The sequence below is a fragment of the Bradyrhizobium sp. URHA0013 genome (assembly GCF_000518345.1).
Lineage (GTDB): Bacteria > Pseudomonadota > Alphaproteobacteria > Rhizobiales > Xanthobacteraceae > Bradyrhizobium.
Window position 1 is genome coordinate 1,246,584 of sequence record NZ_KI912426.1, and the last position, 24,878, is coordinate 1,271,461.

General features: G+C 64.0%; 29 protein-coding genes and 1 pseudogene. 23 read left to right on the forward strand and 7 right to left on the reverse strand.

All coding sequences use genetic code 11. The annotated features are described in order from the left end of the window. Positions 1-25 precede the first annotated feature (25 nt). Together N551_RS0126365 and N551_RS0126370 are read left to right on the forward strand one after the other, a co-directional pair. On the forward strand, positions 26-481 hold the full coding sequence (locus N551_RS0126365; RefSeq protein ID WP_007592445.1) for a MarR family winged helix-turn-helix transcriptional regulator: 456 nt from the start codon (positions 26-28) through the stop codon (positions 479-481). Positions 482-523: 42 nt separating this feature from the next. Beyond that, on the forward strand, positions 524-913 hold the full coding sequence (locus tag N551_RS0126370; protein ID WP_027569465.1) for a hypothetical protein: 390 nt from the start codon (positions 524-526) through the stop codon (positions 911-913). 5 nt (positions 914-918) lie between these two features. On the opposite strand, the gene N551_RS0126375 is transcribed toward N551_RS0126370, so the two are convergent. Together N551_RS0126375 and N551_RS0126380 are read right to left on the reverse strand one after the other, a co-directional pair. Beyond that, positions 919-1,608, reverse strand: a complete 690-nt coding sequence (locus N551_RS0126375; RefSeq protein ID WP_027569466.1) for a hypothetical protein — start codon at positions 1,606-1,608, stop codon at positions 919-921. A gap of 108 nt (positions 1,609-1,716) precedes the next feature. After that, a complete protein-coding gene (locus N551_RS0126380) occupies positions 1,717-2,913 on the reverse strand; it encodes an amidohydrolase family protein (protein ID WP_027569467.1) in 1,197 nt (398 codons plus the stop codon). Positions 2,914-3,069: 156 nt separating this feature from the next. On the opposite strand from N551_RS0126380, the gene N551_RS0126385 reads away from it, so the two are divergent. The 8 genes and pseudogenes from N551_RS0126385 (at position 3,070) to N551_RS0126415 (ending at position 6,953) form a co-directional block, all read left to right on the forward strand. Then, entirely contained in the window at positions 3,070-3,843 is a 774-nt protein-coding gene (locus N551_RS0126385; RefSeq protein WP_027569468.1) for a ferredoxin--NADP reductase, read from the forward strand. 106 nt (positions 3,844-3,949) lie between these two features. Beyond that, entirely contained in the window at positions 3,950-4,276 is a 327-nt protein-coding gene (locus N551_RS0126390) for a hypothetical protein (protein ID WP_027517320.1), read from the forward strand. Between the two features lie 104 nt (positions 4,277-4,380). Continuing rightward, positions 4,381-5,636, forward strand: a pseudogene (locus tag N551_RS36280) (cytochrome P450). Positions 5,637-5,773: 137 nt separating this feature from the next. Continuing rightward, the gene (locus tag N551_RS0126400; protein WP_027569469.1) at positions 5,774-5,956 is read left to right on the forward strand and encodes a hypothetical protein; all 183 of its coding nucleotides are present in this window, start codon (positions 5,774-5,776) and stop codon (positions 5,954-5,956) included. A 9-nt stretch (positions 5,957-5,965) separates the two neighbouring features. Continuing rightward, positions 5,966-6,166, forward strand: coding sequence for a hypothetical protein (locus N551_RS39465; RefSeq protein ID WP_081747947.1), 201 nt, complete (start codon positions 5,966-5,968; stop codon positions 6,164-6,166). Positions 6,167-6,169: 3 nt separating this feature from the next. Beyond that, positions 6,170-6,397: a hypothetical protein gene (locus N551_RS0126405; protein WP_027517322.1), complete on the forward strand. Its 228-nt coding sequence runs from the start codon at positions 6,170-6,172 to the stop codon at positions 6,395-6,397. A gap of 15 nt (positions 6,398-6,412) precedes the next feature. Next, positions 6,413-6,676 (forward strand): hypothetical protein, encoded by a 264-nt coding sequence (locus tag N551_RS0126410; RefSeq protein WP_027569470.1) that lies wholly within the window; start codon positions 6,413-6,415, stop codon positions 6,674-6,676. 34 nt (positions 6,677-6,710) lie between these two features. Beyond that, the gene (locus tag N551_RS0126415; RefSeq protein WP_027569471.1) at positions 6,711-6,953 is read left to right on the forward strand and encodes a hypothetical protein; all 243 of its coding nucleotides are present in this window, start codon (positions 6,711-6,713) and stop codon (positions 6,951-6,953) included. A gap of 37 nt (positions 6,954-6,990) precedes the next feature. Here the strand turns inward: N551_RS0126415 and N551_RS0126420 are convergent, their stop codons facing one another. Next, a complete protein-coding gene (locus tag N551_RS0126420; RefSeq protein ID WP_027569472.1) occupies positions 6,991-8,241 on the reverse strand; it encodes a DUF763 domain-containing protein in 1,251 nt (416 codons plus the stop codon). Positions 8,242-8,369: 128 nt separating this feature from the next. On the opposite strand from N551_RS0126420, the gene N551_RS0126425 reads away from it, so the two are divergent. Continuing rightward, on the forward strand, positions 8,370-9,518 hold the full coding sequence (locus tag N551_RS0126425; protein ID WP_027569473.1) for a mechanosensitive ion channel family protein: 1,149 nt from the start codon (positions 8,370-8,372) through the stop codon (positions 9,516-9,518). 80 nt (positions 9,519-9,598) lie between these two features. Here the strand turns inward: N551_RS0126425 and N551_RS0126430 are convergent, their stop codons facing one another. Further along, the gene (locus tag N551_RS0126430) at positions 9,599-10,579 is read right to left on the reverse strand and encodes a tripartite tricarboxylate transporter substrate binding protein (protein ID WP_027569474.1); all 981 of its coding nucleotides are present in this window, start codon (positions 10,577-10,579) and stop codon (positions 9,599-9,601) included. A 115-nt stretch (positions 10,580-10,694) separates the two neighbouring features. Here N551_RS0126430 and N551_RS0126435 point away from each other — a divergent pair, with 115 nt between their 5' ends. From N551_RS0126435 to N551_RS0126465, 7 genes are read left to right on the forward strand one after another with little or no spacing between them, the layout of a single operon-like run. Then, positions 10,695-11,402: a TetR/AcrR family transcriptional regulator gene (locus N551_RS0126435; protein WP_027569475.1), complete on the forward strand. Its 708-nt coding sequence runs from the start codon at positions 10,695-10,697 to the stop codon at positions 11,400-11,402. Positions 11,403-11,431: 29 nt separating this feature from the next. Continuing rightward, a complete protein-coding gene (locus N551_RS0126440; RefSeq protein WP_027569476.1) occupies positions 11,432-12,316 on the forward strand; it encodes an amidohydrolase in 885 nt (294 codons plus the stop codon). Further along, on the forward strand, positions 12,313-13,614 hold the full coding sequence (dctA, locus tag N551_RS0126445; RefSeq protein ID WP_027569477.1) for a C4-dicarboxylate transporter DctA: 1,302 nt from the start codon (positions 12,313-12,315) through the stop codon (positions 13,612-13,614). The genes N551_RS0126440 and dctA overlap by 4 nt, the downstream gene beginning before the upstream one ends. 39 nt (positions 13,615-13,653) lie before the next feature. Next, positions 13,654-14,367: a PIG-L deacetylase family protein gene (locus tag N551_RS0126450; protein WP_027569478.1), complete on the forward strand. Its 714-nt coding sequence runs from the start codon at positions 13,654-13,656 to the stop codon at positions 14,365-14,367. Further along, positions 14,364-15,047, forward strand: coding sequence for a 4-carboxy-4-hydroxy-2-oxoadipate aldolase/oxaloacetate decarboxylase (locus N551_RS0126455; RefSeq protein ID WP_027569479.1), 684 nt, complete (start codon positions 14,364-14,366; stop codon positions 15,045-15,047). Before N551_RS0126450 ends, N551_RS0126455 begins: the two co-directional genes overlap by 4 nt. Positions 15,048-15,066: 19 nt before the next feature. Further along, positions 15,067-15,936: a hypothetical protein gene (locus tag N551_RS0126460; protein WP_027569480.1), complete on the forward strand. Its 870-nt coding sequence runs from the start codon at positions 15,067-15,069 to the stop codon at positions 15,934-15,936. Next, the gene (locus N551_RS0126465; protein ID WP_027569481.1) at positions 15,936-16,859 is read left to right on the forward strand and encodes an NAD(P)-dependent oxidoreductase; all 924 of its coding nucleotides are present in this window, start codon (positions 15,936-15,938) and stop codon (positions 16,857-16,859) included. Before N551_RS0126460 ends, N551_RS0126465 begins: the two co-directional genes overlap by 1 nt. Positions 16,860-16,871: 12 nt before the next feature. Here the strand turns inward: N551_RS0126465 and N551_RS0126470 are convergent, their stop codons facing one another. Continuing rightward, positions 16,872-17,183 (reverse strand): hypothetical protein, encoded by a 312-nt coding sequence (locus N551_RS0126470; protein WP_027569482.1) that lies wholly within the window; start codon positions 17,181-17,183, stop codon positions 16,872-16,874. A gap of 213 nt (positions 17,184-17,396) precedes the next feature. Then, positions 17,397-18,635 carry an amidohydrolase family protein gene (locus tag N551_RS0126475; RefSeq protein ID WP_027569483.1) on the reverse strand — a complete coding sequence of 413 codons (1,239 nt, stop codon included), beginning with the start codon at positions 18,633-18,635 and terminating at the stop codon, positions 17,397-17,399. Between the two features lie 143 nt (positions 18,636-18,778). On the opposite strand from N551_RS0126475, the gene N551_RS36285 reads away from it, so the two are divergent. The 5 genes from N551_RS36285 (at position 18,779) to N551_RS0126500 (ending at position 23,622) form a co-directional block, all read left to right on the forward strand. Then, entirely contained in the window at positions 18,779-19,216 is a 438-nt protein-coding gene (locus N551_RS36285) for a nuclear transport factor 2 family protein (RefSeq protein ID WP_035962429.1), read from the forward strand. Positions 19,217-19,375: 159 nt separating this feature from the next. Then, positions 19,376-20,284: an amino acid ABC transporter substrate-binding protein gene (locus N551_RS0126485; RefSeq protein WP_027569484.1), complete on the forward strand. Its 909-nt coding sequence runs from the start codon at positions 19,376-19,378 to the stop codon at positions 20,282-20,284. Between the two features lie 220 nt (positions 20,285-20,504). Beyond that, on the forward strand, positions 20,505-22,556 hold the full coding sequence (locus N551_RS0126490; RefSeq protein WP_027569485.1) for an FUSC family protein: 2,052 nt from the start codon (positions 20,505-20,507) through the stop codon (positions 22,554-22,556). Beyond that, on the forward strand, positions 22,553-22,759 hold the full coding sequence (locus N551_RS0126495) for a DUF1656 domain-containing protein (RefSeq protein ID WP_027569486.1): 207 nt from the start codon (positions 22,553-22,555) through the stop codon (positions 22,757-22,759). The genes N551_RS0126490 and N551_RS0126495 overlap by 4 nt, the downstream gene beginning before the upstream one ends. Then, positions 22,756-23,622: an HlyD family secretion protein gene (locus N551_RS0126500; RefSeq protein ID WP_027569487.1), complete on the forward strand. Its 867-nt coding sequence runs from the start codon at positions 22,756-22,758 to the stop codon at positions 23,620-23,622. Before N551_RS0126495 ends, N551_RS0126500 begins: the two co-directional genes overlap by 4 nt. Before the next feature lie 21 nt (positions 23,623-23,643). On the opposite strand, the gene N551_RS0126505 is transcribed toward N551_RS0126500, so the two are convergent. After that, positions 23,644-24,855, reverse strand: a complete 1,212-nt coding sequence (locus N551_RS0126505; RefSeq protein WP_027569488.1) for an acyl-CoA dehydrogenase family protein — start codon at positions 24,853-24,855, stop codon at positions 23,644-23,646. Positions 24,856-24,878: the final 23 nt, after the last annotated feature.

Sequence of the window (24,878 nt, forward strand, 5' to 3'; positions counted from 1 at the left end):
GGCAAAGGGCAAGGGTATCGAGCGGATGGCGAGAAGCGTCGCGGCGAAGAAAAGCGTCAAACCGGCAAAGCCGCCTTACGTGCTCGACGAGCAGGTTGGGTTCATCCTTCGCCAGGTCTGGCAGCGCCACAGCGCGATCTTCTCTCGCGAGATCGGCACCAACATTACGCCGACGCAATGGGCGGCGCTGTCGAAGCTCGCCGAGGCCGGGCCATGCTCGCAGAACCAGCTCGGGCGCCTGACGGCGATGGATGTGGCGACCATCAAGGGCGTGATCGATCGTTTGACGGCGCGCGGCCTCACCGAGACCAGCCAGGATCCCGAGGACGGACGACGGCTTCTGGTCAGCCTGACGCGCGCGGGCCAGCAGCTGGCGGAAAAGGTCGCGCCGAATGCGCTCGCGATCACCCGGGAGACGCTGGCGCCGCTCGAGGCAAAGGAGCGCGAGATGCTGATGGCGCTGTTGAACAAGCTGCGGTGAGGCGCGACTAACCTCGGTGAAGGTTTTGTCGAGGTTGTTGATATGAGAGCGGTGGCGCGGTTTGCGATGGCTCTGAGTATGAGCGCGGTGCTGGCGGGCCAGTGTGCTCCCGCCGGGGCGGCGCAAGCCTATGAGGGGTTCTGGGCGTCAACCAAAAAGGATTGCCGCGACCAGGACAGCGCCAACCGCATGAGCATCGAGGGCGGCAACCGTCTCTATTGGTATGAGACCCGGTGCCGCGCCAGGGAGATCACCGCCGACGGAAAGCTCAGCTGGAAAATGAAGCTCGCCTGCGAAGGCGAGGGCGAGAAGTATCGCTCCAATCCCCGGGTTTCCATTGCCGCGGATGGCAAGCTGGTGATGGACAACAGCCCGGTCGGGCAAGGCAAGCGCCAGACCTATGTGCGTTGTGAGATCGCAAAACCGCGGTGATCCCCTTACGTCTTCCCCGGCCATTTGGCGCGATAGCGGATTTCGCTGCCGTCGGCGAGCCGCCGCCACGTTCCGAATTCCGGTGTATGCGGAGCCCAGGCCGTCAATCCGATCGGGTAGACTCGGCTGGGCTGTCCCTGGATGTTGACGGCGAGCTGGCGGTGCGAGGTTCGGAACGCCAGTTCGACTTCGCCTGCGATAACGGGCTGATCGCCGTCACTACGGAAGCCGGCTGGGTTCAATTCGCCCGGCATGGTGTTGAGGTCGGTTTGCAATTCGATGGTGATGGCTTGCGGCGATTTCGGCAACGTTGCGCCGGCCGGAAACCGGACTTCGAAGACGAGCAGGGGAGTGGCGCCGTTCCGGTTGAGCCAGGGCGTGGCCGTGACGTACGCGAGGCCGATGTAAGTGGCCGCAGCGGCAAAGCAGAGCAGGACGACAACGCCGAGCGACTTCAGGCTGTTGCGCACGAGACCGCTATTGCTTGCATCCGTGCCGGAAGGTGTCACCAGCCGGCTCACAAACACCACGCCAGCGATCGCTCCGATGGGTGAGTATACGAATAGTGCCAACAGACCAGACTTGATCGGGTCCGCCCGGTTGCCCAGATCGAGCACTGAAAACAGTACAAAGGTCGCGACATAACCTCCGACCGCACCGGCAACGCCGGCAGCAATCCGCGACGAGTTCTTCATGTCTGCCTCGACGCCCAGCAATGAACTGATTGCGTTAGACGCAGCAGGCTGGCGACTTGTTCAATGCTTTCAGGGGCCCGCGCGGAGCGGCGAGCCGCTCCGGCTGCGTCACTTCGCCACCACCTCCGGCACCCTGCCGGCCGGCGGGGTGTTGCGGCTGCGCTGGGTGCGCACGATACCGTCGATGATGGTCATGCCGATGCCGGGGAGGTCACCGAGTTGGACGCTGTCCAAAATGTTCTTGCCGGCCGAGTGCTGCGCCTTGTCCATGATGACGAAGTCGGCGGAACGGCCGACTTCGATCAGGCCGCAATCCAATTCGCGCATCCGCGCCGTGTTGCCGGTGGCCAGGCAAAACGCGACCTCTGCCGGCAGGTCGCCAAGCGAGGACAGCATCGACACCATGCGGAGAATGCCGAGCGGCTGCACGCCGGAGCCGGCCGGCGCGTCGGTGCCGAGGATGACGCGGTGCAGATCGCCCATCTCGCGCGCGATGCGCAACGTGAACAGCGCCGAGCGCTCATTGCCGTTGTGCACCAGCTCGAGGCCTCGCTTGCAGCCCTCGCAGATGCAGCGGATCTGGTCGTCGGGAAGCGCGGTGTGGCCACCATTGATGTGGCCAACCACGTCAGTGTCGGCCTCCAACACCACGTCCTTGTCGATCAGGCCGGAGCCGGGGATCGAGGGACCGCCGGTGTGGATCGTGCTCTGGATGCCGTATTTGCGGGCCCAGCCAACCATTTTTCGCGCCGTGGGGCCATCCTTGACGCCGCCCAAGCCCACTTCGCCGAGCAGCTTGACACCGGCTGCGGCCAGCTCCTTGAAGTCCTCCTCGACCATCTCGCATTCGATCACAGGCGCGCCGGCGTGAACCTTCACGCCACCAGGCCGCAGATTCCAGAATGCGCGCTGTGCGAAGATGGCCATCGCCTTCAACCCGACGACGTCGCGCGGGCGGCCGGGCATGTGCACCTCGCCGGCGGAAATCATCGTGGTGACGCCGCCATGCAAATTGCTGTCGATCCAGCCGATCTGGTTCTGGCGCGGCGTCCAGTCGCCCGCAACAGGGTGGACATGGCTGTCGATCAGGCCGGGCGCCACCGTGGTGCCGTTGGCCTCGACGATGGTGGTCGCGCCTTCGGTGTCGAGGTCCTTGAAGCGGCCGATCGCGGTGATCTTGCCGTTCTCGGCGACGATAGTGTCGCCGTCCAGGATCGGCTTTTCCAGCGCGCCGGACAGGATCAGGCCGATATTGCGGATCACGAGCTTCGAGGGTCCGGTGGCCTGGGGTGCGTCATGCGCCATGGAATGGGTCCTTATCCTTAACTGCAACGCTTCCGATCTTGGGCAGCCTTGACCGCGGGATCAAGCCGGATTATTCATTAGTATACAAATGATCGTGTACAAACGACGCATAGCTGCCGCCTTGAAAACCGCCACGACGCGCCACGGAAGGGTGAGATGAGCAATTTCAATCAGGAAGCCGTTTTGAGCGTCCACCACTGGACCGACACGCTGTTCTCCTTCAAGACCACCCGCAGCCCGACCTTCCGCTTCCGCAACGGCGAATTCACCATGATCGGGCTCAAGGTCGGCGAGAAGCCGCTGTTGCGGGCCTACAGCGTCGCCAGCGCCAATTACGAGGACACGCTGGAGTTCTTCTCGATCAAGGTGCCGGACGGCCCACTCACCTCACGGCTCCAGCATCTGAAGGAAGGCGACGAGATCATCGTCAGCCGCAAAGCCACCGGCACGCTGGTGATCGACAATCTGGAGGACGGCCGCAACCTCTACCTCATCGGCACAGGTACGGGCCTTGCGCCGTTCCTGAGCGTGATCAAGGACCCCGAGACCTATGAGCGGTTCGAGAAGGTCGTGCTGCTGCACGGTTGCCGGCACGTCAAGGAGCTCGCCTATGGCGAGATGATCACCGAAACTCTGCCAAAGGACGAGCTGATCGGCGAGTACATCCGCAACCAGTTGATCTACTATCCGACCGTGACGCGTGATCCCTTCCGCAATCGCGGCCGCATCACCGACCTCATCACCTCGGGCAAGCTGTTTTCCGACATCGGCCTGCCGGTACTGGAAGCCGCCCACGATCGCGTCATGATCTGCGGCAGCCCGGCGCTGGTGGCGGACACCCGCGTGCTCCTCGGCGAGCGGGGTCTTATCGAGGGCAATCACGGTGAGCCGGCCCAATTCGTGGTCGAAAAGGCTTTCGCCGAGCGCTAGGCCCGGAACTCTCGCGCAATAAGACCGTATTTTCGCCGCCGCGCGCCCGTTGCGGCGCCGATTCGGCACGCGATACACTGTGGGAACGAATCAGCGGAGTTCCCACATGGTTGCGGACAGCGACAGCAACATCGCCTGGCACCGGGTTCAGTTGAAGAAGAACCGCGCCGAGTTGAAGGCGCTCGAGACCGCGCGCTTCACGATGGGCGAGATCGCGTCTTCGAAGCGGAACGGCCAAACACAGAAGGCGGTCGGGGAACTCAAGCGCAAGATCGTGCAATCCGAGCGCGTGATCGCCGATCACGACAAGCGCACGCGCCGTCCGCTCACCACCGACCTGCGAAGCCTCAGCAACGGCAGCTGGAGCAATTGGGACGCCTACACCAATCAGCAGCAGCGCAAGATCGGCCCGCGTTCGCCCGGGCGGGGGTAGCGACTCTCACGCCTGAACCGATGACGGCGGAGGTTCCGCACCCCTTGCGCGGGTGGCGTCGTGCACCATCTCGGTGAGACCCCGTCAACCGCTGCGGTGAACACATGGCACCACGCCTCGATTTCACCAGCGAGGCCTTCTTTCGCGATCCGCCCAAGGCGATCGCAACGTTGCGCATGTCCGGTCCTGTGGTCGCGATCCGATTTCCTCTCGTCGGTGATGTCTGGATCACCACGACCCACGAGGCGACGGCGCAAGTCCTGAAGGACGGCACCAATTTCACGTGCGCAAGGAGGATGGCGACGTCGCAGGTCTGCGCTGGTGGATGCCGAACTACGTCAGAACCATCGCCAACAACATGCTGACGATGGACGAGCCGGACCACACAAGGCTGCGCAGCATCGTGGACGAGGCTTTCCGCCGCCGCGCGATCGTCGCGATGGAGCCGCGTATCCGCGCCATCGCGGACGGTCTCGCCGACGAGCTATTCTCGGCAGGAAGCCCGGCCGATCTCGTCCAGCGCTATGCCCGCATCCTGCCGCTCGCGGTGATCTCCGAGCTGCTTGGGTTGCCGTTGGCCGATCGCCCTCGCTTTATCGCGTGGGCCAATACGATGTCCTCGCTCACGAATGTCGCCAGCTTCTTCCGCCTGCTGTTCGCGTTCCGAAAGATGCGAGCCTACCTCGAACGGCAGTTGCAGATTGCGCGCGTGCGGGGCGGCGACGGCTTGATCGCGGAGCTGGTCCAGGTCGAGCGCGAGGGCGGCCAGATCACGCCGGATGAAATGGTGTCGATGGTGTTCCTGCTGCTCGCGGCGGGCTCCGAGACCACCACGCATCTCATCAGCGGTTCCGTCTACGAGCTCCTCAGAAATCCTGGCGTCCGCGACTGGCTGGCACAGGACTGGAGCCGCGTCGGGCTTGCGGTGGAGGAATTCCTGCGCTTCGTATCGCCGGTGCAGTTCTCCAAGCCGCGCTATGTGAGGCGGGATATCGAGCTCGCGGGCGTGCGTCTCAAGAAGGGCGATCGCGTCATGGTGATGCTAGCGGCCGCGAACATGGACCCGGCGGTGCATGAGCGTCCCGACAGCCTCGATCCCGCGCGCAAGCCGAACCGTCACATGTCCTTCGGAACGGGAATCCATTTCTGCCTCGGCCATCAACTTGCCCGGATCGAGGCAGCGTGTGCCTTGGAAGCGCTGTTTGTGCGATGGCCGAAACTTGGCTTTGCTGTGGACGTGTCTCAGATCCACTGGCGCAAGCGACCGGGCATGCGTGCGATCGCGAATCTCCCCGTCGTGCCCGACGGCCACGGAGCAGCTGGATCGATGATGGTTCGTTCCCAGCCAGCGGCCTGCTGAGACTTACACCTTGCGGATAATTTTCTCTGCACTCGTCGGTAGGAACGGCATGTCGTTTCTCTCGTTGTTTTTGGGACATCGGAGGCCGCGATGAGTTCCTCGGTCGATGTCGCAGACCAACAACAGGAGACAGCATCATGACCGGCAAGATGCCACCTGTTCCCGCCGAGAACCAAAATCCGAAGGGAACCGGCGACAGCAAGCAAGTGTCCTCGACTGCCCCGCACGGCCAGCAGCGTGCGCAAAATCCGGACCAGCAAGGGCAGCAGGGCAACATCAAGCAGAACACCACCAACCAAGGCCATCAGCAAGATCGCTGAGGAGGTGACATGTCAACATCCACCAAGACACCGAACAGCATCCGTCAGGGCGGACCTGGCGCATCGCATGAGAATGCGAAGGCACCGCTCGAAGTGAAGAAGCCACCGGCGGACGACCCGCAGCGCAACCACAGCCGCGTCTCTGGCGGGGGTGGCGAGCACGATTCACGCCACAGGCATGACGAGGCCGGAAAAGGCGGAGGCAGGTGAGGCATGACCAATAAGCAACCCAAACTCTACGCACCGACCGAAAAGGATCTGCACGAAAATCCCATGATTGGCGGATCGAAGGGCGCAACGATGGCTGGTATCTCGCCTGACGACCTCGAGGACGCCCTGGGCGAGAACACGATCGAAGGCGATGTCGAGAACGACGTAAACGCCGCTGGCGGCATCGACAAGGACGTCGCGCGCAGCGGCGCGCGCCGACGAGACCGATAGCTCCGGAGGACGAGCATGCAAGGCAAGAAGACCCACGAGCAACAGGTTCGCATCCTCGAGCGCAAGCCGGATGTTCCAGACGCGCGAGAGCTTGACCAAGCGATCGGCCACAATCCGGAGGACACGGCCGTCCACCGCGCGCGACCTCAGGCGCGGCAGAGCGAATTTCCGGTGAGCCGTGGCGGCCTCAACCAGGAAAGCGACCACAACAAGCACAACGATCCCGGCCAAAGCGGTCACAAGCCCCCGAAACCGACGCCGGCACAGCAGAAGCACTGAGCTTCACGGGCGATCAAAGCAAGAGGAGAAAAAGATGCCAGGTGGTCATGGCAGCAAGACGCATTTCAGATCGGGCATGCACGGCAAGGGCGACGGCACCGGCGCCATGACGGACGTGCCCAAGGACAAGATCGGCGACAACATGGTGCTGTCAAACCGCGACAAGGCGCAGCACTCGGACATTCGCGGCATGGACGGCAAGGCGATCCAGACCGACCAATATCAGGACCACTCGGCCAACCGGCTCGACGAGGAGCCGGGCACCGACGAGACCTGAGAGAGGCGTTCCTCCCGACCAACTTGCGGACCGGTGTTCAGCCGGTCCGCTTTTTTGTCGATGCAAGGTCGCGTTCCCAGCCAAATACTGAGCGGCCGTCGAGATCATGCGAGGCCGCACGCTCTCCGGCGATATAGGCCTCGACCGACGGCCCGCGCGCGGTGCGCTCCAGCCGCCGCGCCTGGTCGTCGAGACGCTTGAGGGCCTGCATCTCTTCCTCGCGCCCGAGCTTTGCGTTCTGAATCGCCCCCTTCAACACGCGAATGGTTTCGTCATAGACCTTGATCGGAACGGGGTAGGGATGCCGGTCCTTGCCGCCGTGGGCGAGCGAGAAGCGGGCGGGATCGTTGAAGCGGTAGGGCGCGCCGTGCACGACTTCGGCGACCATCGCCAGCGAACGCACGGTACGCGCGCCGACGCCGGGCGTCAGCAGCAGCTCCGGAAAGTCGACCGGGCCGCGTTCGGCCGCCGCCGCGAGTGTGCCGTGCAGGCGGCGCGCAAACACGTCCTTGGGCCGCACGTCGTGATGTGCCGGCATGATCAGGTGCGGCAGCATCGCCTGCGCCGGCGCGGACGCAGTCCCGGTGAGTCGCTCGAATTCGCAGACGATGCGATCCGGGCCGAGATCGCTCAGAAGCTCAAGCTGCGCGGTGCGGGAGATCTCGGCGCGATGGTCGGTGAGATTGACGATCTCGCCTTGCAGCGGCCCGTCGATCGCGCTGTGCGGCGTATCGACAAAACTCTTCAGCGCCTCGGAATGCCAGTGATAGCGGCGGGCCTGCCGCTTGTCGCCGTTCATGCCCTGCTGCACTACGGTCCATTTGGCGTCGGCGGTGACAAAGAAGCCGTGGAGGTAAAGGTCAAAGCCGTCCTGGACCGCGGCGCTGTCAACCTTCGCAACGAGGCGACTCGCACGCGTGAGCTTTGCGCCGTCGAAGCCGACGCGGTCGCCGAGCTGCATCAACTCGTCCGGGGTCTTGCGCGAATGCTGGCCGCGACCGCCGCAGACGTAGATTCCGAGCTCATCCTGGAGCGGGCCTAACCCCCGCTTCAACGCGCCTATCACCGAGGTCGTGATGCCGGAGGAGTGCCAGTCCATCCCCATCACGGCGCCGAACGACTGGAACCAGAACGGGTGCGAGAGCCGCTGCAGGAATGCATCCCGTCCGTAGTGATGCACGATCGCCTGCGTGACGATCGCGCCCAGCGACGACATGCGGGTCGCCAGCCAGGGTGGAACCCGGCCGGTGTGAAGGGGAAGGTCGGCGCTGCCGGTCCGTCGAGTCATGATCGACCAGAAATAGCGCAGTTCGGCGATGATTGCACCAGAGGGGATGCTGCATTGCACCGATCAGGGGAGCGAACCGCGCTGCAATGCGTTGAACGGCAAGCGCGAACCAGAATGCGGGGCCTTTAATGAATCGGCAGACCCTTTTGGCCGACATCGACAGGATGTTCGGGTGGATACCGTCGTGGTTCGTCGGCCTCTGCCTGGTCGCTGGCGCGATCCTGATTGCCCTATCGATGTATCATCTCTCGGTTTGGCTGTTCAACCGCGCCTTCGGAACCCGCCTCCCGCTCATGAGCGTGTTCATCGCGCGCACGGCTGGCCCTGCTCAGCTGGCCCTCAGCCTTGCCGCCGTAGCATTGGTGCTGCCGCTCGCGCCGCTGGACGACGCTTTCCGCACGCCGCTGACGCGCCTGTTAGTCGTCGCCTTCATCGCGCTGATCGGCTGGATCTCGATCCGGATCGTGGATATGAGCGCGGCACGGTATCTCCTGAACTTTCGCGACGTCACCGAGAATTTCGTCGCGCGCAAGCACGTCACCCAGGTCCGCGTCTTCAAGCGCGTCACCGATATCATCATCGTCATCATCACAGTGTCGACCGCGCTGATGACGTTCGACTCGGTCAGGCAATACGGCGTCAGCCTTTTCGCCTCCGCCGGGGCCGCGGGTATCATCGTTGGTCTTGCTGCCCGGCCGCTGCTGAGCAATCTGATCGCGGGCATGCAGATCGCGATCACCCAGCCGATCCGCATCGAGGATGCCGTCATCATCGAGAACGAATGGGGCTGGGTCGAGGACATCGCCTCAACCTATGTGGTGATCCGGCTATGGGACTGGCGCCGCATGGTGGTGCCGCTGTCCTATTTTATCGAAAAGCCGTTCCAGAACTGGACCCGCGACACCGCGTCCCTGATCGGCGTGATTGCGTTCCATGTCGATTATCGTGCCGACGTGCCGCGGATCCGGCGTTGGCTGGAAGAAGCAGTGAAGGAGTCCAAGCTCTGGGACGGCGAGGTGGTCAATCTCCAGGTAATCGACGCGGATGCTCGCACCATCGAGCTCCGCGCTCTCGTCAGCGCCAGGAACGCGCCGCAGTCCTGGGACCTGCGCTGCGAGATGAGAGAGAAGCTCATCGCCTTCATCCGCGACGAGATGCCGGAAGCGCTGCCGCGCGAGCGCGCGATCCTGATCCCGTCGGGAGGAGGCGACGATGACGCCGACTTCGTGCGGCGTCCCGCGCCGCCGGAGAAGATGCGGGCGAGCGCACGCAATTGACCTACGTCGCCTTCGTGGCGCCGCGCAAGCCGGCCTGGCGCTGGATCGTGTCCAGCGCGCCGGTCCTCATGCGAAGCACCTCATTGCGCTCGGATGTCGGCGGCCTTCAGCACCGGCTCCCATTTGGTCGCCTCGGAATGCATGTAGGCGTCGAATTCCCTCGACGACGAACCGACCGCGGCTGCGCCGATCTTGCCGAGCGTCGACAGCACGTTCGGGTCCTGCAGCGCCGCCTTCAGATCGGTTTCGAGCTTCGCCACGATCTCCGGCGGCATTTTTGCCGGGCCAAGAACGCCCCACCAGACGGAGACGTCGTAACCCGGCACGCCCGACTCGGCGACGGTCGGAACATTGGGTAGCGCCTTCGAGCGTTCGGCCGACGTCACCGCGAGCGCGCGCACCGAGCCGCCTTCGATCTGGCTGATGGCTTCCGCAAGTGGATTGATGCTGAGCGGGATGTCGCCGGCGATCACAGCGGTCAGCGCGGGGGCGCCGCCCTTGTAGGGGATCGCGACGATCTTGGTGCCGGACATGTATTTCAACAGCTCACCGGCGAGATGCGCCGAGGTGCCGTTGCCGGACATACCGTAAGAGAGCTTGTCAGGGTCCTTCTTCGCCGCAGCGAGGAGATCGCCGAGCGTCTTGTAGGGGCTGTCCTTGGCGACGACGATCGCGAGCGGCGAGGAGGCGACTTCGGTGATCGCGGTAAAGTCCTTGAACGTGTCATAAGGCACGCTCGGATAGATGAACTGGTTGAGAGGATGACCGCTCGCGACCAGGATCAGCGTGTAGCCGTCGGGGGCGGCTTGCGTCAGTGCCTGCGAGGCGACGATGCCGCCGGCGCCGGGGCGGTTGTCGATCACCGGCTGCTGGCCCCAGGTTTTCGCCAATGCCTGTCCGAGCGTGCGCGCGAGCACGTCGACCGCGCCGCCGGCAGCGTAGGGCACCAGGATGTGAACCGGTTTGCTCGGATAGCTGTCGGCGGCCTGCGCGGCGCCGCCTCCCAGCAGCAGACCGGCACCCAGCATCAAGCCGCCGATCTTCTTGTTCAAACCCAGCATTTTCCAGCACTCCTTGCGAGCATTGCGTGTGGACCGTCGGTCTTTCGAGCCGTCCGGACGCCGCCCATGGTTCTTGTTGACGAGACCTGATCTTTTGTACGATAGTACAAATCACATGACGCGCAACCCCGCCAGCAAGGAAACGGCCCGCAAGCCGAACATGCGCGAGGCAATTCTCGCCGCGGCCGAGGAGCTGTTCGCCACCAACGGCTTCAACGCCGTGTCGGTGCGCGATATTGCACAGGCCGCCGGCGCCAATCCCGGCAGCGTCACCTATCATTTCAAGACCAAGGACGGCCTGCTGCTGGAGATCTACCGGCGCCATTGCGGGCCAATGAATTTGCGCCGTTCCGAGCTGCTCGCGGCCGCCAAGCGCGTGCGCGATCTCCAGGACCGGCTCGAAGCGGTGGTGCGGGCCTATGTCGTGCCGGCCTTCACCTCGGGCAGTGATCTTGCCGGGGGCGGGGCGCGGTTCACGCGGCTGCGCGCGGTGATGTCCGCGGAGGGCAATGAAGTCGCGCGAAAGATCATCGCACAGACTTTTGACGACACCAGCCACGCCTTCATCGATGCTGTTCACGAAAGCCTGCCGCACGTTCCGCGCACCGATATCGTCTGGCGCAGCCACTTCCTGCTTGGCGCGCTCTATTATTCGCTGGTGACGCCGGATCGCGTCTTGCGCCTGTCGCGCGGCGAGGCCGACGGCAGCGATGCCGCAAGTGCCATCGAGCAATTGGTGCAGGCCACCGTGGCCGCGTTCCAGGCGCCGGCGCTGGATCAGGCGCCAGCACGGCGACGGCCGGTCGTCAGCAGCAAGACTTGAAGACACGATCTGGTCCGGCGGTTTATCCGATGGCAATGATGTACACGCCGACTATTCCGCCGCCCAACCCGAACACGCGCACGCCGAAGTTCAAGCTGCCGAAGCTGGCATGCGATGCGCATTGCCACATCTTCGGGCCCGGCGCGAAATACCCCTACGCGCCGGACCGTTCCTACACGCCGCCGGATGCGCCGCTCGCCGATTTCCGCACGCTACATGCCAAGCTCGGAGTCGGGCGAGCCGTCATCGTCAATGCCAGTGTGCACGGCACCGATAATACGGTGGCGCTCGATGCCATCGCGCAGAGCAACGGAGCCTTTCGCGCGGTTGCCAATATCGACGACACCATCACGGAGCGTGGGCTCCGCGTGCTGCACGAGGGAGGCTTCCGCGGCTGCCGCTTCAATTTCGTTCGCCATCTCGGCGGCGTTCCCGACAAGCGGGTGTTCGACCGCATCGTCGCGATGGTCGCGCCGCTCGGCTGGCACATCGACCTGCATTTCGACGCGATCGACCTGCCCGAATATGCCGACACGCTGACAAGGCTGCCGCTGAGCTACACGATCGACCATATGGGGCGGGTGAAGGCGTCCGAGGGGCTCGATCAATTGCCGTTCAAGATCCTGGTTGAGCTGATGCAGCGCGACGAGAAGTGCTGGGTCAAGATCTGCGGCTCGGAGCGAGTGTCATCGGCCGGTCCGCCGTTCACCGACGCCGTGCCGTTCGCGCGAAAGATCGTCGAAACCGCGCCCGACCGAGTCATCTGGGGTACCGATTGGCCACATCCCAACGTCAAGGCGATGCCGAACGACGGCGATCTCGTCGACCTTATCCCGCTGTTTGCGCCGGAGCCGGAGTATCAGCAGAAGATCCTCGTCGACAATCCAGCGCGGCTGTTCGAGTTCGAGCGATGACGGCGCTTGCGATCGACAAGCCGCGCGTTCGCGCCTGGTGGAAGGAGCTCTGGATCCAGGTGCTCGTCGCCATGGCGGCAGGCATCGCGCTTGGGATCGTCAATCCCGAGGTTGGCGCCAGGATGCAGCCGCTTGGCGACGCCTTCATCAAGGCGATCCGGATGCTGATCGCGCCGATCATCTTCTGCACGGTCGTCCATGGCATCGCGCATATGGCCGACATGGCGCGGGTGGGGCGGGTCGCCGTCAAGGCAATTGTCTATTTCGAGATCATGACTACGATCGCGCTGATCATCGGCCTCATCGCGGTGAACGTGCTCAAGCCCGGCGTCGGCATGAACATCGATCCAGCCAGCATCAATGCCAGCGCGATCGAGCCCTATGTCAAGCAGACCGGCGTGATCGGCTTCGTGCCGTTCCTGATGAACATCGTGCCTGCGACGTTCGTCGGCGCCTTTGCCGAGGGCAACATCCTCCAGGTGCTCTTCATCGCCGTACTGTGCGGATTTGCGCTGGTGCAGCTCGGCGAGCGCGCCGCGCCGCTGGTCAGTCTCATCGACATAGCCGCCAAGATGGTATTCGCCGTCGTCGGATTCGTGATGTGGGCCGCGCCGATCGGCGCGTTTGGTGCCATCGCCTTCACGGTCGGCAAGTTCGGCGTCGGCTCGCTGGCCTCGCTCGGCAAGCTGCTGGGCGGCTTTTATCTCACCTGCGTGATCTTTATCATCGTGGCGCTCGGCCCGGTCGCTCGGCTGTGCGGCTTCTCGCTGCTCAAGCTGATCCGCTACATCTGGGAAGAGTTGCTGATCTGCATCGCCACGACATCGTCCGAGACGGTGCTGCCGCGCATGCTGACCAAGCTGGAGCAGGCCGGCTGCGAGCGCAGCGTCGTTGGGTTGTTGATCCCGACCGGCTATTCCTTCAATCTCGATGGCACCTGCCTCTACCTCGCCGCCGCGTCGGTGTTCCTGGCGCAGGCGACCAACACGCCGTTCGGGCTCGCCGAGCAGATCGAGCTGCTCTTGATCCTGCTCGTGACCTCCAAGGGCGCGGCGGGAATCGCGGGCGCCGCCTTCGTCGTGCTGGCGGCAACGCTGTCTGCCACCGGCAGCATTCCGGTGACGAGCGTGGCGCTCGTGCTCGGCATCCACCGCCTGATGTCGCAGGGGCTGACGCCGACCAATCTGATCGGGAACGCGGTCGCGACGATCGCGATTGCCAAATGGGAAGGCGCACTCGATGCCGACCGCTTGAAGCGCGTGCTCGACGGCGAGGAACCCGCTGTCGCGGCTCGATGAACCGATGACGTTGACGAACGAAAGAGGGGAGTTTGTCCCATGAAAACAGGTCTCGTGATCACGGCCCATCCGGGCGATTTCGTCTGGCGCGCCGGCGGCGCCATCGCGCTGCATGCGAAGAAGGGCTATTGCATGAAGATCGTCTGCTTGTCCTACGGCGAGCGCGGCGAGAGCCAGTTCGCCTGGAAGGAGAAGGGTGCGACGCTGGAGTCGGTCAAGGCCGGCCGCAAGGATGAGGCGGAGCGCGCTGCAAAACTGCTCGGCGCCGAGATCGAGTTCTTCGATTGCGGCGACTATCCGCTGAAGCTGACGGAAGCGCATTTCGACCGCATGGTCGACATTTACCGCGAGCTCAATCCAAGCTTCGTGCTGACGCATGCGCTGGAGGATCCCTATAATTTCGACCACCCGAACGCCGCGCATTTCGCGCAGGAAACGCGCGTGGTCGCGCAGGCCATGGGCCACAAGCCGGGTGCGCAGTACAAATATTCGGCGCCTCCGGTGTTCCTGTTCGAGCCACACCAGCCCGAGCAGTGCAATTACAAGCCGGACCTGCTGCTCAAGATCGACGAGGTCTGGAAGGAGAAGTACGAGGCATTCCAGATCCTCGCCGCGCAGAAGCACCTGTGGGGCTATTACGAGCGCGTCGCGCTCAATCGCGGCATTCAGGGCAGCCGCAACACCGGCGTGCCGATGACGTATGGCGAGGCTTATCAGCGCCTGTTCCCGACGGTTGCGGAGGAGCTGGCATGAAGCCGGTCGTCGTTCGCAACATCAAGCGTGCCGATCCCGCCGGGATGGCGGAGTACGGCGTCTCGACCGTGCACGAGGCCTATGGCCGCATCGGCCTGATGAAGCCGTATCTGCGGCCGGTCTGGCCGGGCGCGGCGATCGCCGGTCCCGCCGTGACCGTGCTGGCGCAGCCGGGCGACAACTGGATGATCCATGTCGCGGTCGAGCAGTGCAGGAAGGGCGACATCCTCGTCGTCGGCTGTACCGCCGACAACACCGACGGCATGTTCGGTGAGCTGCTCGCGACCTCACTGCAGGCGCGCGGCGTGCAGGGGCTGATCATCGATGCCGGCTGCCGCGACGTCAGGGCGCTGCACGAGATGGAGTTTCCGGTGTGGTCGCGCGCGGTCTCGGCCAAGGGGACGGTGAAGGCGACGCTCGGCGCGGTCAATGTCCCCGTGGTCTGCGCCGGCGTCAATGTTGATCCCGGCGACATCATCGTAGCCGATGACGACGGCGTCGTAGTGGTGCCGAGGCGCCATGCGGCCGAAGTCGCCGAGAAGGCGAAGAAGCGCAACGCGGACGAAGCCGGCAAACGCACGCGGCTGGCTTCGGGCGAACTGGGCCTCGACATGTACGGCATGCGTGAGGCCTTGGCGAAGGCCGGGCTCGTCTATGTCGACAATCCCGAGGATGTCTGAAGAGAAGTGGAGCGGGCCGATGGATCGTCTCAAGCTGAAGGCCGTGCTCGGCAGTCACCTCCATGTCCAGGCGGTGAGGAGCGGTGAGCTCCGCTCCGACCCCTTCGATCTCGATTTCATCGCGTACACGCCGACCAACACCGCGTTCAAGCCGATGGTGCGCGAGCAGGCCTTCGATGTCTGCGAGATGGCGATCGTCACCTATCTGATGGCGAAGGCGCATGGCAAGCCGCTCGTGCTACTGCCTGCCACCATGCTCGGTCGCTTCCAGCATTCCTACGCGCTCTATAATCCTGCGCATGGAATGCTCGGACCGTCGGATCTCGAAGGCAAGCGCGTCGGCATCCGCTCCTTCACGACCACCACCGGGGCCTGGATCAGAGGCATCCTCGCCAACGACTACGGCGTCAATCTCGACAACATCCGCTGGGTCACGTTCGAGGATCCGCACGTCGCCGAATATGTCGACACCACCGAGCGCGCGCCGAACGGCAAGAAGATCTTGCAGATGCTGATCGACGGCGAGCTCGACGCCGTCCTCGGCGAGACCTCGACCGATCCCAAGCTGACGACGCTGTTCCCCGATCCGGCCGCGGAAGCCGCCAAATGGTACGCCCGTCGCGGCGTCGTGCCGGTCAACCATCTCGTGGTCGTGACCGAACAGTTGGCGAAATCGCGTCCTGACGTGGTATCGGGCATTTATGATCTCCTCAAGCAAAGCAAGGCGCAGGCGGGATCGGCGGCAACGCCCGATCTTGTGCCGTTCGGGATCGACGCCAACAGGAAGCCGCTGGAGCTGATCGTCGACTACGCCTTCCAGCAGGCGCTGATCCCGCGCCGTTATGCGGTCGAGGAGCTGTTCGACGAGACAACGCGAGGACTGAACTGATGGCGGGCGATCCCAAGCGATGGCAGATCGGACTGGTCGGTTACGGCGAGGTCGGCAGGATCCTGGCCGAGGATTTGCGCCAGCAGGACATCAAGGTCTCAGCCTTTGACATCAAGCTCGGTGGCGAGCAGGGCGCACCGCTGGTGGAGCATGCGGCGAAATTCGGTGTGGCGCTGGCGGCGTCTCACGCCGAGCTGACCGCCAAATCCGATTTCATCATCTCCGCGGTCACGGCGAGCCAGGCCGTGCCGGTGGCAAAGGCCTGCGCGGCCGCGATCAATCAGGGCACCTGGTTCCTGGATTTCAATTCGGCGTCTCCCGGCGCCAAGCAGTGCGCCGCCGCGCTGATCGATGGCGCCGCCGGACGCTATGTCGAGGGCGCGGTGATGACGTCGGTGCCGCCTTATCGCATCAAGGTGCCGTTGCTGCTCGGTGGTCCCGACGCCAGGGAGCTCGAGCCGCTCTTGAACGCGATCGGTTTTGCGGCAAAGGTTGCGAGCGACAAGCTCGGTGTTTCATCAGCGGTGAAGATGTGTCGCAGCATCATGATCAAGGGCCTAGAGGCCATGGTCATCGAAAGCTTCACCACCGCGCGCGCCTATGGCGTCGAGGATGCGGTACTGGCTTCGCTGGCGGAAACCTTTCCCACGATCGATTGGGAGAAGCAGGGCGCTTATTGCTTCCAGCGCGTGATCGAGCATGGCCGCCGCCGCGCCGAGGAAGTCCGGGAGGTCGCCGAGACCGTGCGTGAAGCGGGGCTGACGCCGTGGTCCGCGCAGGGCACCGCCGAGCGGCAGGCCTGGGTGGCGGACCTTGCCGATGAGGGCCTGTTCGGAACGAAAGGCACCAAGGAGTTCGCCCGCAGCGCTGATTGGCGCACCGAGGCGGATCTAATCCTGGCGAAGATCAATCGCGAGAAATAGGGTGGCTCCTGCTCAGGACTTTGGCGCGCGACAGCCGGTGAGATCGTCGCGGGTGCGTTCGATCAACGCCATCAGGTCTTCGGCCTTGTGGGCCAGCCGATCGTTCGCGACTTCGGTCCGGAATTCTGCGCGGATCGATCGAATACACTTGTCGGCGGTATCGAGCGTCAGGAGCATGCGCGTCAGGTCATCCTGTGTCCGGACGCCCGCCAGATCGAGCTCCGACAGGACGTGCCCGATGCCGTCGAGCCGCTTCACGGCTGCCTCGCTGGGCGTTCTCGCTCGAATGGAGTGAGTGTCGATGCCGCTGAATGCGCTGAACATGTCGATGCTTCCCCGTTGAATGCAGACATCAGTGCCGCTCCTACTATGACCGGCACCGCGGGACTTGCAATGCGCGCAGCTATCGAGAATCAGCAAGAATCTACTATCCGGGAATCTACCGGATTCGGAATTGCGGAACGATCAGCGGTAACATCGAACGGAAGCTGCTCGGAAATAGGCCGCCCTTCAATGCAGATATGCATCGAGAGCGGATCAGCCGGGACTGAACAGAGTGGGCCGTTGACGCGCAAAAGTCTGCCGGCCGCTCTTGAAGCCCATCACGATATCCGGCAGCTCGGCGATGGCGAAGCGGCTGTCTTGCGTGTCGAGCACGACGAGATCGGCTGGATTCCCAACCTCGATCCCGTAATCCAGAAGGTTCATCAGCCGCGCCGGCAGCTCGGTCACGAGATCAAGGCAGGTATCGAAGTCGTTGACCGAGGCATGCGCGACGTTGGCGTAGAAATTCGCCATTCGCAGCAGTGAGGCATCGCCGAACGGCGTGAAGGGATTGAGCACGTTGTTGGTCGCGACCGAGCACAGCACGCCTTCGCCGGCGAGCTTGTGGGCCAGCGTCAGCCCGCGCGGCGCGTTGTGGGTCGCCTCGCGCCCCATCAGATAGAGATCGGTCGCCGGCAGCACGGTGACGGCTACGCCGGCCTTCGCCAGTTGCGCGGTGGCGGCCTTCAGCCGCTCCAGTGGCAGTGCGGAGAGTTTCGTCGCATGGCCGATTGCCACGCGTCCTCCGTAGTTGCGCCGCTCGGTCTGCCGGCAGACCTCGTCGAGGTGCCACCAGGAGGGATCGAGATCGAAATCGAGATGGAGATCGACGTCCACGTCGAACAGCTCGGCGAGGTCGAAGATGCGTGCGAGATGGGCGTTTGGATCGGTGTCCGTGTAAGGACAGCCGCCGATCACCTCGCCACCGTCGCGCAGCGCCTGGACCAGAAGCTCCTCGCTGCCGGGATCGTTGGTGAGGCCTTCCTGCGGAAAGACACAGAGCGACAGGTCGATCGCCCAGGCATAGTCACGCTTCAGCGCCTTCACCGCCTCGAAGCCGCGCAAGCCGATGCGCGGATCGATCTCGACATGGGTTCGCATGCGCGTGGTGCCGTGGACGATGGCACGTTCGAGCACCCGGGCACCGCGCGCATAGACGTCCTCGACCGTGAAATCCTTCTTCATCCCGGCGACGGCGCGGATCGCTTCGGAGACGCTGCCGTGATCATGCCCGCAGCGGCCGAGCAGGCAGGCCTTGTCGAGATGGATGTGGCTGTCGACGAAGCCGGGCAGGGCGAGGCGCCCGCCGACATCGACTTCGACAGCCTCGCAGGCGAGCGTCGGTTCGATGGCGGTGATCCGGCCGCGCGTGACGCCGATGTCCATTGGGGCGGCGGCACCGCGCAACAGGGCGTTGCGAAAGATGAGGTCAAAGGCGGGTTGCGCGGTCATGGCTCTTGCGGAAGGAATTTAGTGCATTCGGCCGCGTTTGGCGGCTCCAGATTGTCGGCAGTGTAGCGACGGAAATGTTCAAAATATATGCACGTATTCCCCGAGAGTGGCGTTAGTATTCCGCAAGCCCGGGAGATTGAGCCATGTCCGCAGCCGCAAAAGCCGAAGCCGGTCCGTCGTCCGACGCCGAGATCGTTGAAGCCTATCTCACGGCGTCGATGATCCCCGATCCGGACGCCGCGGCGGCCTATATGGCGCCGGGCACGGTGATCACCTTTACCGGCGGGCGCGAGTTCGATCATCCGCGGGGCCCGACCGGGTTCAACGCCAAGCGCTACCGCTGGGTCAAGAAGAAGATGGATCGGTTCGACGTCTGCCCCGGCGACGGTGAGACCGTGGTCTATAGCGTCGGCACGCTCTACGGCGAATGGATGGACGGGACCGCGTTCGAGGGCAACCGCTACGTCGACCGCTTCGTGGTGCGGAATGGCCAGATCACCAAGATGGACGTCTGGAACGACAGCGCCGAGCGGATCCTGGCCAGCGCGGCATCGACGAGTAACAGCCATCCTGGCGCTTGAGGCGCCTCGACTCCAGGCGGACAAAAGGCCGGTCACCATATCGCAAGCCGCGATAGCTGATAGATGCAAGCTCGTGTGGCGGCTGCTGCGCGCCTGCGCTATCAACGGTGCGATCGCTGCGCCCGGCATGGAGGCGCGAGCCTCCTCGAGGAGTTCCCGATGCGTTTACCCACTGTTGTCCTGGCCCTCACATGCCTTGCAACTGCCGCCTCCGCCGAAGACCTGTCGGGTACGCTTCAAAAGGTCAAAGAGACCAAGAAGATCACGCTGGGCTATCAAGAGGCCTCGGTCCCATTCAGCTATCTCGACGGCAACCAGAAGCCGGTTGGCTTTGCCATGGATATCTGCCTTAGAATCGTGGATGCGGTGAAGAAGCAGCTCGGCATGGCGGACATCGCCGTCGACACGCTCGCGGTGACGTCGTCGAACCGGATTCCGCTGATGGTCAACGGGACGCTCGACCTGCATTGCTCGGCGACCACCAACAATGCCGATCGCCAGAAGCAGGTCGCCTTCACCAACACGCATTTCCTCAGTGCAACGCGATTTGCGGCCAAGAAAGCCGCAAAGATCAACACTATCGACGATCTCAAGGGCAAAGCGGTGACGGCGGTGGCCGGCTCCGTCAACCTGACGCAGCTCGCCAAGGTCAACACGGAGCGAAATCTCGGCATCAATGTGATGCCGGCCAAGGACCAGGCCGAAGCCTTCCTGTTGCTGGAAACCGACCGCGCGCAGGCCTACGCGCTCGACGACGTGCAGCTCGCGGTCGCGATCGCGCGCTCGAAGGAACCACAGCTCTTCATGATCAGCGAGGAGACGTTCTCGAAGCCCGAGCCTTACGGGATCATGCTGCGGCGGGAGGACGCGCCCTTCAAGGCGCTCGCCGACCGCGCGACCGCGGAGCTATACGCCAGCCAGGAGATCGAGGTCCTCTACAAGAAGTGGCTGGAATCGCCGACGCCGCCGAGCGGGCTCAACTACAACGTCCCGATGTCGGGCGCCTTGCGCAACGCCTTCAAGAAGCCGAGCTCCAGCTTCGATCCAGATGTCTACGTAGCGAACTGAGGCGAGGGCTGTCGCCGCCAGAGGGAGCGCGCGCAAGCGGCCCGCCGAGATGTCAGCAGGCCGTCGGGAACCCGCGCCGCCCTCGGGCCCTGCCGGGTGCGGGCCAGCTTGCTCTTGCCGGCTCCGAGGAACTTGCGGTCACCTTCGCGACTCTCCAGCGCATAGGACCGCGGGTAAGCCGCCTGCAAGCCATGAAGACCGACGCCAAAGCGAAATAGCCATGCGCGCAGATGAGCCCTTCCTGGTCCGCCACGCGGACCTCATTTTCGCTTTGAAGACGTTCGCCGCGTCAATCCTGGCGCTCGTCATCGCGCTGGCAATGGATCTGCCGCGGCCCTATTGGGCGATGGCGACCGTCTACATCACTTCGCAGCCGCTGGCGGGCGCAACCAGCTCGAAGGCTTTCTTCCGCGTGATGGGCACGTTGGTCGGCGCGGTCATGACGGTGGCGCTCGTTCCGAACCTGATCGATGCACCCGAGCTGCTGTGCCTGGCAATCGCGCTCTGGGTCGGGCTCTGTCTTTACCTTTCGCTGCTCGACGGCACACCGCGCAGCTATGTCTTCATGCTGGCCGGGTATACGGTGGCGCTGATCGGCTTTCCTTCGGTGTCCGAGCCGGCCGCCATCTTCGACACCGCGGTGGCAAGGCTCGAGGAAATCTCGCTCGGCATCATCTGCGCCAGCCTGGTTTCGACCATCGTATTCCCGCGTAGCGTCGCGCCGGCTGTTGCCAATCGCATCGACAACTGGCTGGCGGACGCGCAGCGCCTGAGTCAAGTTGTCCTGCTGCGTCACGGGACCAACGAAACGCGCCGCGGCAAGCGCATCAAGCTTGCGACCGACATCGTCGAGATCGACACGCTTTCGGCCCATCTTGCCTATGACCGGCTGACCGACCGCAATGCCGTCGTCGGGTTAGGCGAAATCCGGCTCCGCATGCTGATGCTTTTGCCCGTGATCGCTTCGCTCGAGGACCGACTGGCCGCGCTGGGGGAGGAGGCATTGCGGCGGCAGCCCGAGCTGAAGCGGCTCTTGGAAGATCTCGCGGGATGGATCACGAGCGACGTCAACGCTCGACAGCCCGCCGAGCGGATTCGTGCCATGATCGCAGGGCAGCAGGCGATCCTCGACGACAGCGCCTCCTGGGAGCGGATCATCGTCACCAGCCTGTTGTGGCGGCTGCGCGAGCTGGTCGATCTCTCGCGCGATTGCCGCGCCCTGACGGAAGCGATTGCGGAGAACCGGAACGTCTCGTCCCTCGATCTGGACTTCCATTCCGAAGCCGGTGCCGCGCCGGTGCGCCACAGGGATCGCGGCCTTGCCCTGTGGTCGGCCGCCGGCGCGGCGTCGGCCATCCTGATCTGCTGCGCTTTCTGGATCGGCACCGGCTGGCCTGACGGCGCCTCGGCGCCGATGATGGCGGCCGTCGCGTGCTCGTTCTTTGCCGCGCAGGACGAGCCTGCACGCTTCATCCGCAGCTTCGGCCTGTGGTCACTGGTCGCCATTGTCGTCGTCGCGATCTACCTGTTCGCGCTGGTGCCCGCGATCTCCCATCTCGAGGTTCTGGTCGCCGTGCTGGCGCCGACCTTCTTGCTCTACGGCTTCCTGATCGCGCGGCCGGCGACGGCGGGTACCGGCATGGCGCTCGCGGCCAACACCGCAACGCTGCTGGCGCTGCAATCGACCTACAGCGCGGACTTCGCGGCCTACGCCAACTCCGCGGTTGCCTTCTTCGTCGGCGTCGCCATCGCCGAGCTTGTGACACGGATCGCGCGTGGGGTGGGGGCGGAGTGGATCGCAAATCGCCTGGTGCTGTCGAACTGGGAGACGCTGGCTGTTGCCGCCGAGCGGCGCGGCAAGGGCGATCGCGCTGAATTCGCAGGCCTCATGCTGCACCGGCTCGGATTGCTCGTACAGCGCATCGCCTTTCTCTCGGAGAGCGACCGGCGCGATACCGACAGCCTGGTCCAGCTCCGTATCGGAATTAACGTGATCGATCTGCGCCGTGCCCGCTATGGACTTGCGGCGTCCACCATTGCCGTCATCGACGACATGCTCGATCAGCTCGCTATCGCCTGCCGCAAATATGCGGGCGATGGAATGCCCGCCGAGCTTCTGACGAGCGTCGATCGGGCACTGGCCCGGGCGGTGAAGGATCCCAACGAAACGGCGCGCGAGGACGCCCTGGTGGGCCTCGTCGGCATCAGGCGCGGCCTGTTTCCGGATGCGCCGGCCTATCGGCCGCGTGCAGGCGAGAGTGTTGCGGCATGAGATACGTGATCGATATCTACGGTGTGCTCGTGCCGGCGCTGCTGTTGTGGATCATCATCGCCTTTGCCCTGAGTGCTCTGCTGCGCCGCTTCATGCAGCGCTTCGATCTCTATCGGCTGGTCTGGCACCGCGCGCTGTTCGATTTCGCGATCTTCGTCTGCCTTCTCGGCGTCGTCGTCTATCTCTCGGAGTATCTCGCATGAAGGGGAATTTCGCCTGGCTCGGTCGCCTCCTGCTGACTGCGATCGTCGTCGTCGCGGCGCTCGCTGTCGGCCGCGAACTCTGGGTCTATTACATGGAGCAGCCCTGGACGCGCGACGGCCGCGTGCGTGCCGACGTGGTGCAGGTCGCGCCCGATGTGTCGGGCTTCGTGACCGAAGTGCTGGTGAAGGACAATCAGAAGGTCCATCGCGGTGACGTCCTGTTCAAGATCGATCGCGAGCGTTTTGCGCTGGCGCTGCGGCAAGCCGATGCGTCGGTGGCCGGTCATCAGGCCACACTCGATCAGGCCAATGCCGATTTGAAGCGCTACAGCGCGCTGACGACGGATGCGGTGTCACAGCAGAAGCAGGAGCAGGTTCTGGCCACCCAGCTCCAGGCCAGGGCTGCCTTTGACCAGGCCGTTGCCGACCGCGCGGTCGCCCAGCTCAATCTCGATCGCAGCGAGGTGCATGCCTCTGTGAACGGCGTGATCACCAACATGGATCTGCGTCCCGGCGCTTACGTGACGGCCGGGAAGGGCGTGATGGCACTCGTCGACATCGACACGCTGCATGTCGAAGGCTATTTCGAAGAGACGAAACTCGCGCGGATCCGAATCGGTGACAAAGTCCAAGTCCGCCTGATGGGCGAGAAGGTCACGCTTTTAGGCCATGTCGAGAGCATCGCTGCCGGCATCGAGGACCGCGACCGAGCCGAGGGCGCGAGCCTGCTCGCCAACGTCAACCCGACCTTCAGCTGGGTACGCCTCGCTCAGCGCGTGCCGGTGCGCATCGCGCTGGATCCGGTGCCTGAGAATATGTCGCTGGTCGCGGGACGCTCGGCGACGGTCGAGGTGTTGAAGTAGATGCGATTGCCATCGCCCGATTCAAGCGTTCGAATATTTCTTCAGCTCGAACCGCGCGATCTGGTTCCTGTGGACCTCGTCCGGGCCATCGGCGAGACGTAGCAAACGCGCGGTCGCATAGGCCTGGGTCAATCCGAAATCGTTCGACGTGCCGCCGCCGCCATGGGCCTGGATCGCCCAGTCGATGATCTGGCAGGCCATGTTGGGCACGGCGACCTTGATCATCGCGATCTCGGCTTTCGCCACTTTGTTGCCGACGGTATCCATCGCGTAGGCGGCGTTGAGCGTCAGCAGCCGGGCCTGCTCGATCATGATGCGGGCTTCGGCGATGCGTTCCTGCGTCACCGTCTGCTCGGAGACCGGCTTGCCGAAGGCGACGCGGCTGCGCACCCTCCGGCACATCTTCTCCAGCGTGCGTTCGGAGAGCCCGATCAGCCGCATGCAGTGGTGGATACGCCCCGGGCCGAGGCGTCCCTGCGCGATCTCGAAGCCGCGACCCTCGCCGAGCAGCATGTTCTCCTTGGGCACGCGCACATCGGTGAAGACGACCTCGGAGGCACGGTCGGGCACACCGTAGAAGCCGAACACGGGCAGGGCACGCTTGACCTCGACGCCTGCTATGTCCATCGGCACCAGGATCATGGATTGCTGCTTGTGGCGGTCCGCATTGTCGGGATCGGTCTTGCCCATGAAGATGCAGATCTTGCAGCGCGGGTCGGTCGCGTTGGTGGTGTACCATTTGCGGCCGTTGATGACGTAATGGTCGCCCTCGCGAACGATCGAGCTTTCGATATTGGTCGCATCGGATGAGGCGACGGCAGGCTCGGTCATGGCGAAGCAGGAGCGGATTTCGCCCGCGAGCAGCGGCTTCAGCCAGCGCTCCTTGTCCTTCTCCGTGCCATAGCGCTCCAGCACCTCCATGTTGCCGGTGTCGGGCGCCGAACAGTTGAAGACTTCGGGTGCGAGATGCGAGCGGCCCATGACCTCGCAGAGCGGGGCATACTCAAGATTGGTCAGGCCTGCACCGTGGCCGGAGTCCGGCAGGAACAGATTCCAGAGGCCTTCGGCGCGCGCCAGCGGCTTCAGCTCCTCGACGACCGGATAGACTTTCCAGGGACCCAGCTCCTCCGCCTCGCGATAAAAGCGTTCCTCGTTCGGATAGATGTGCCGGTCCATGAAACTTTCGAGCCTGCGCTTGAGTTCGACGGCTTTGGGCGACATCGGGTAGAGCATCTTTGTCTCCTTGATCGATGGAC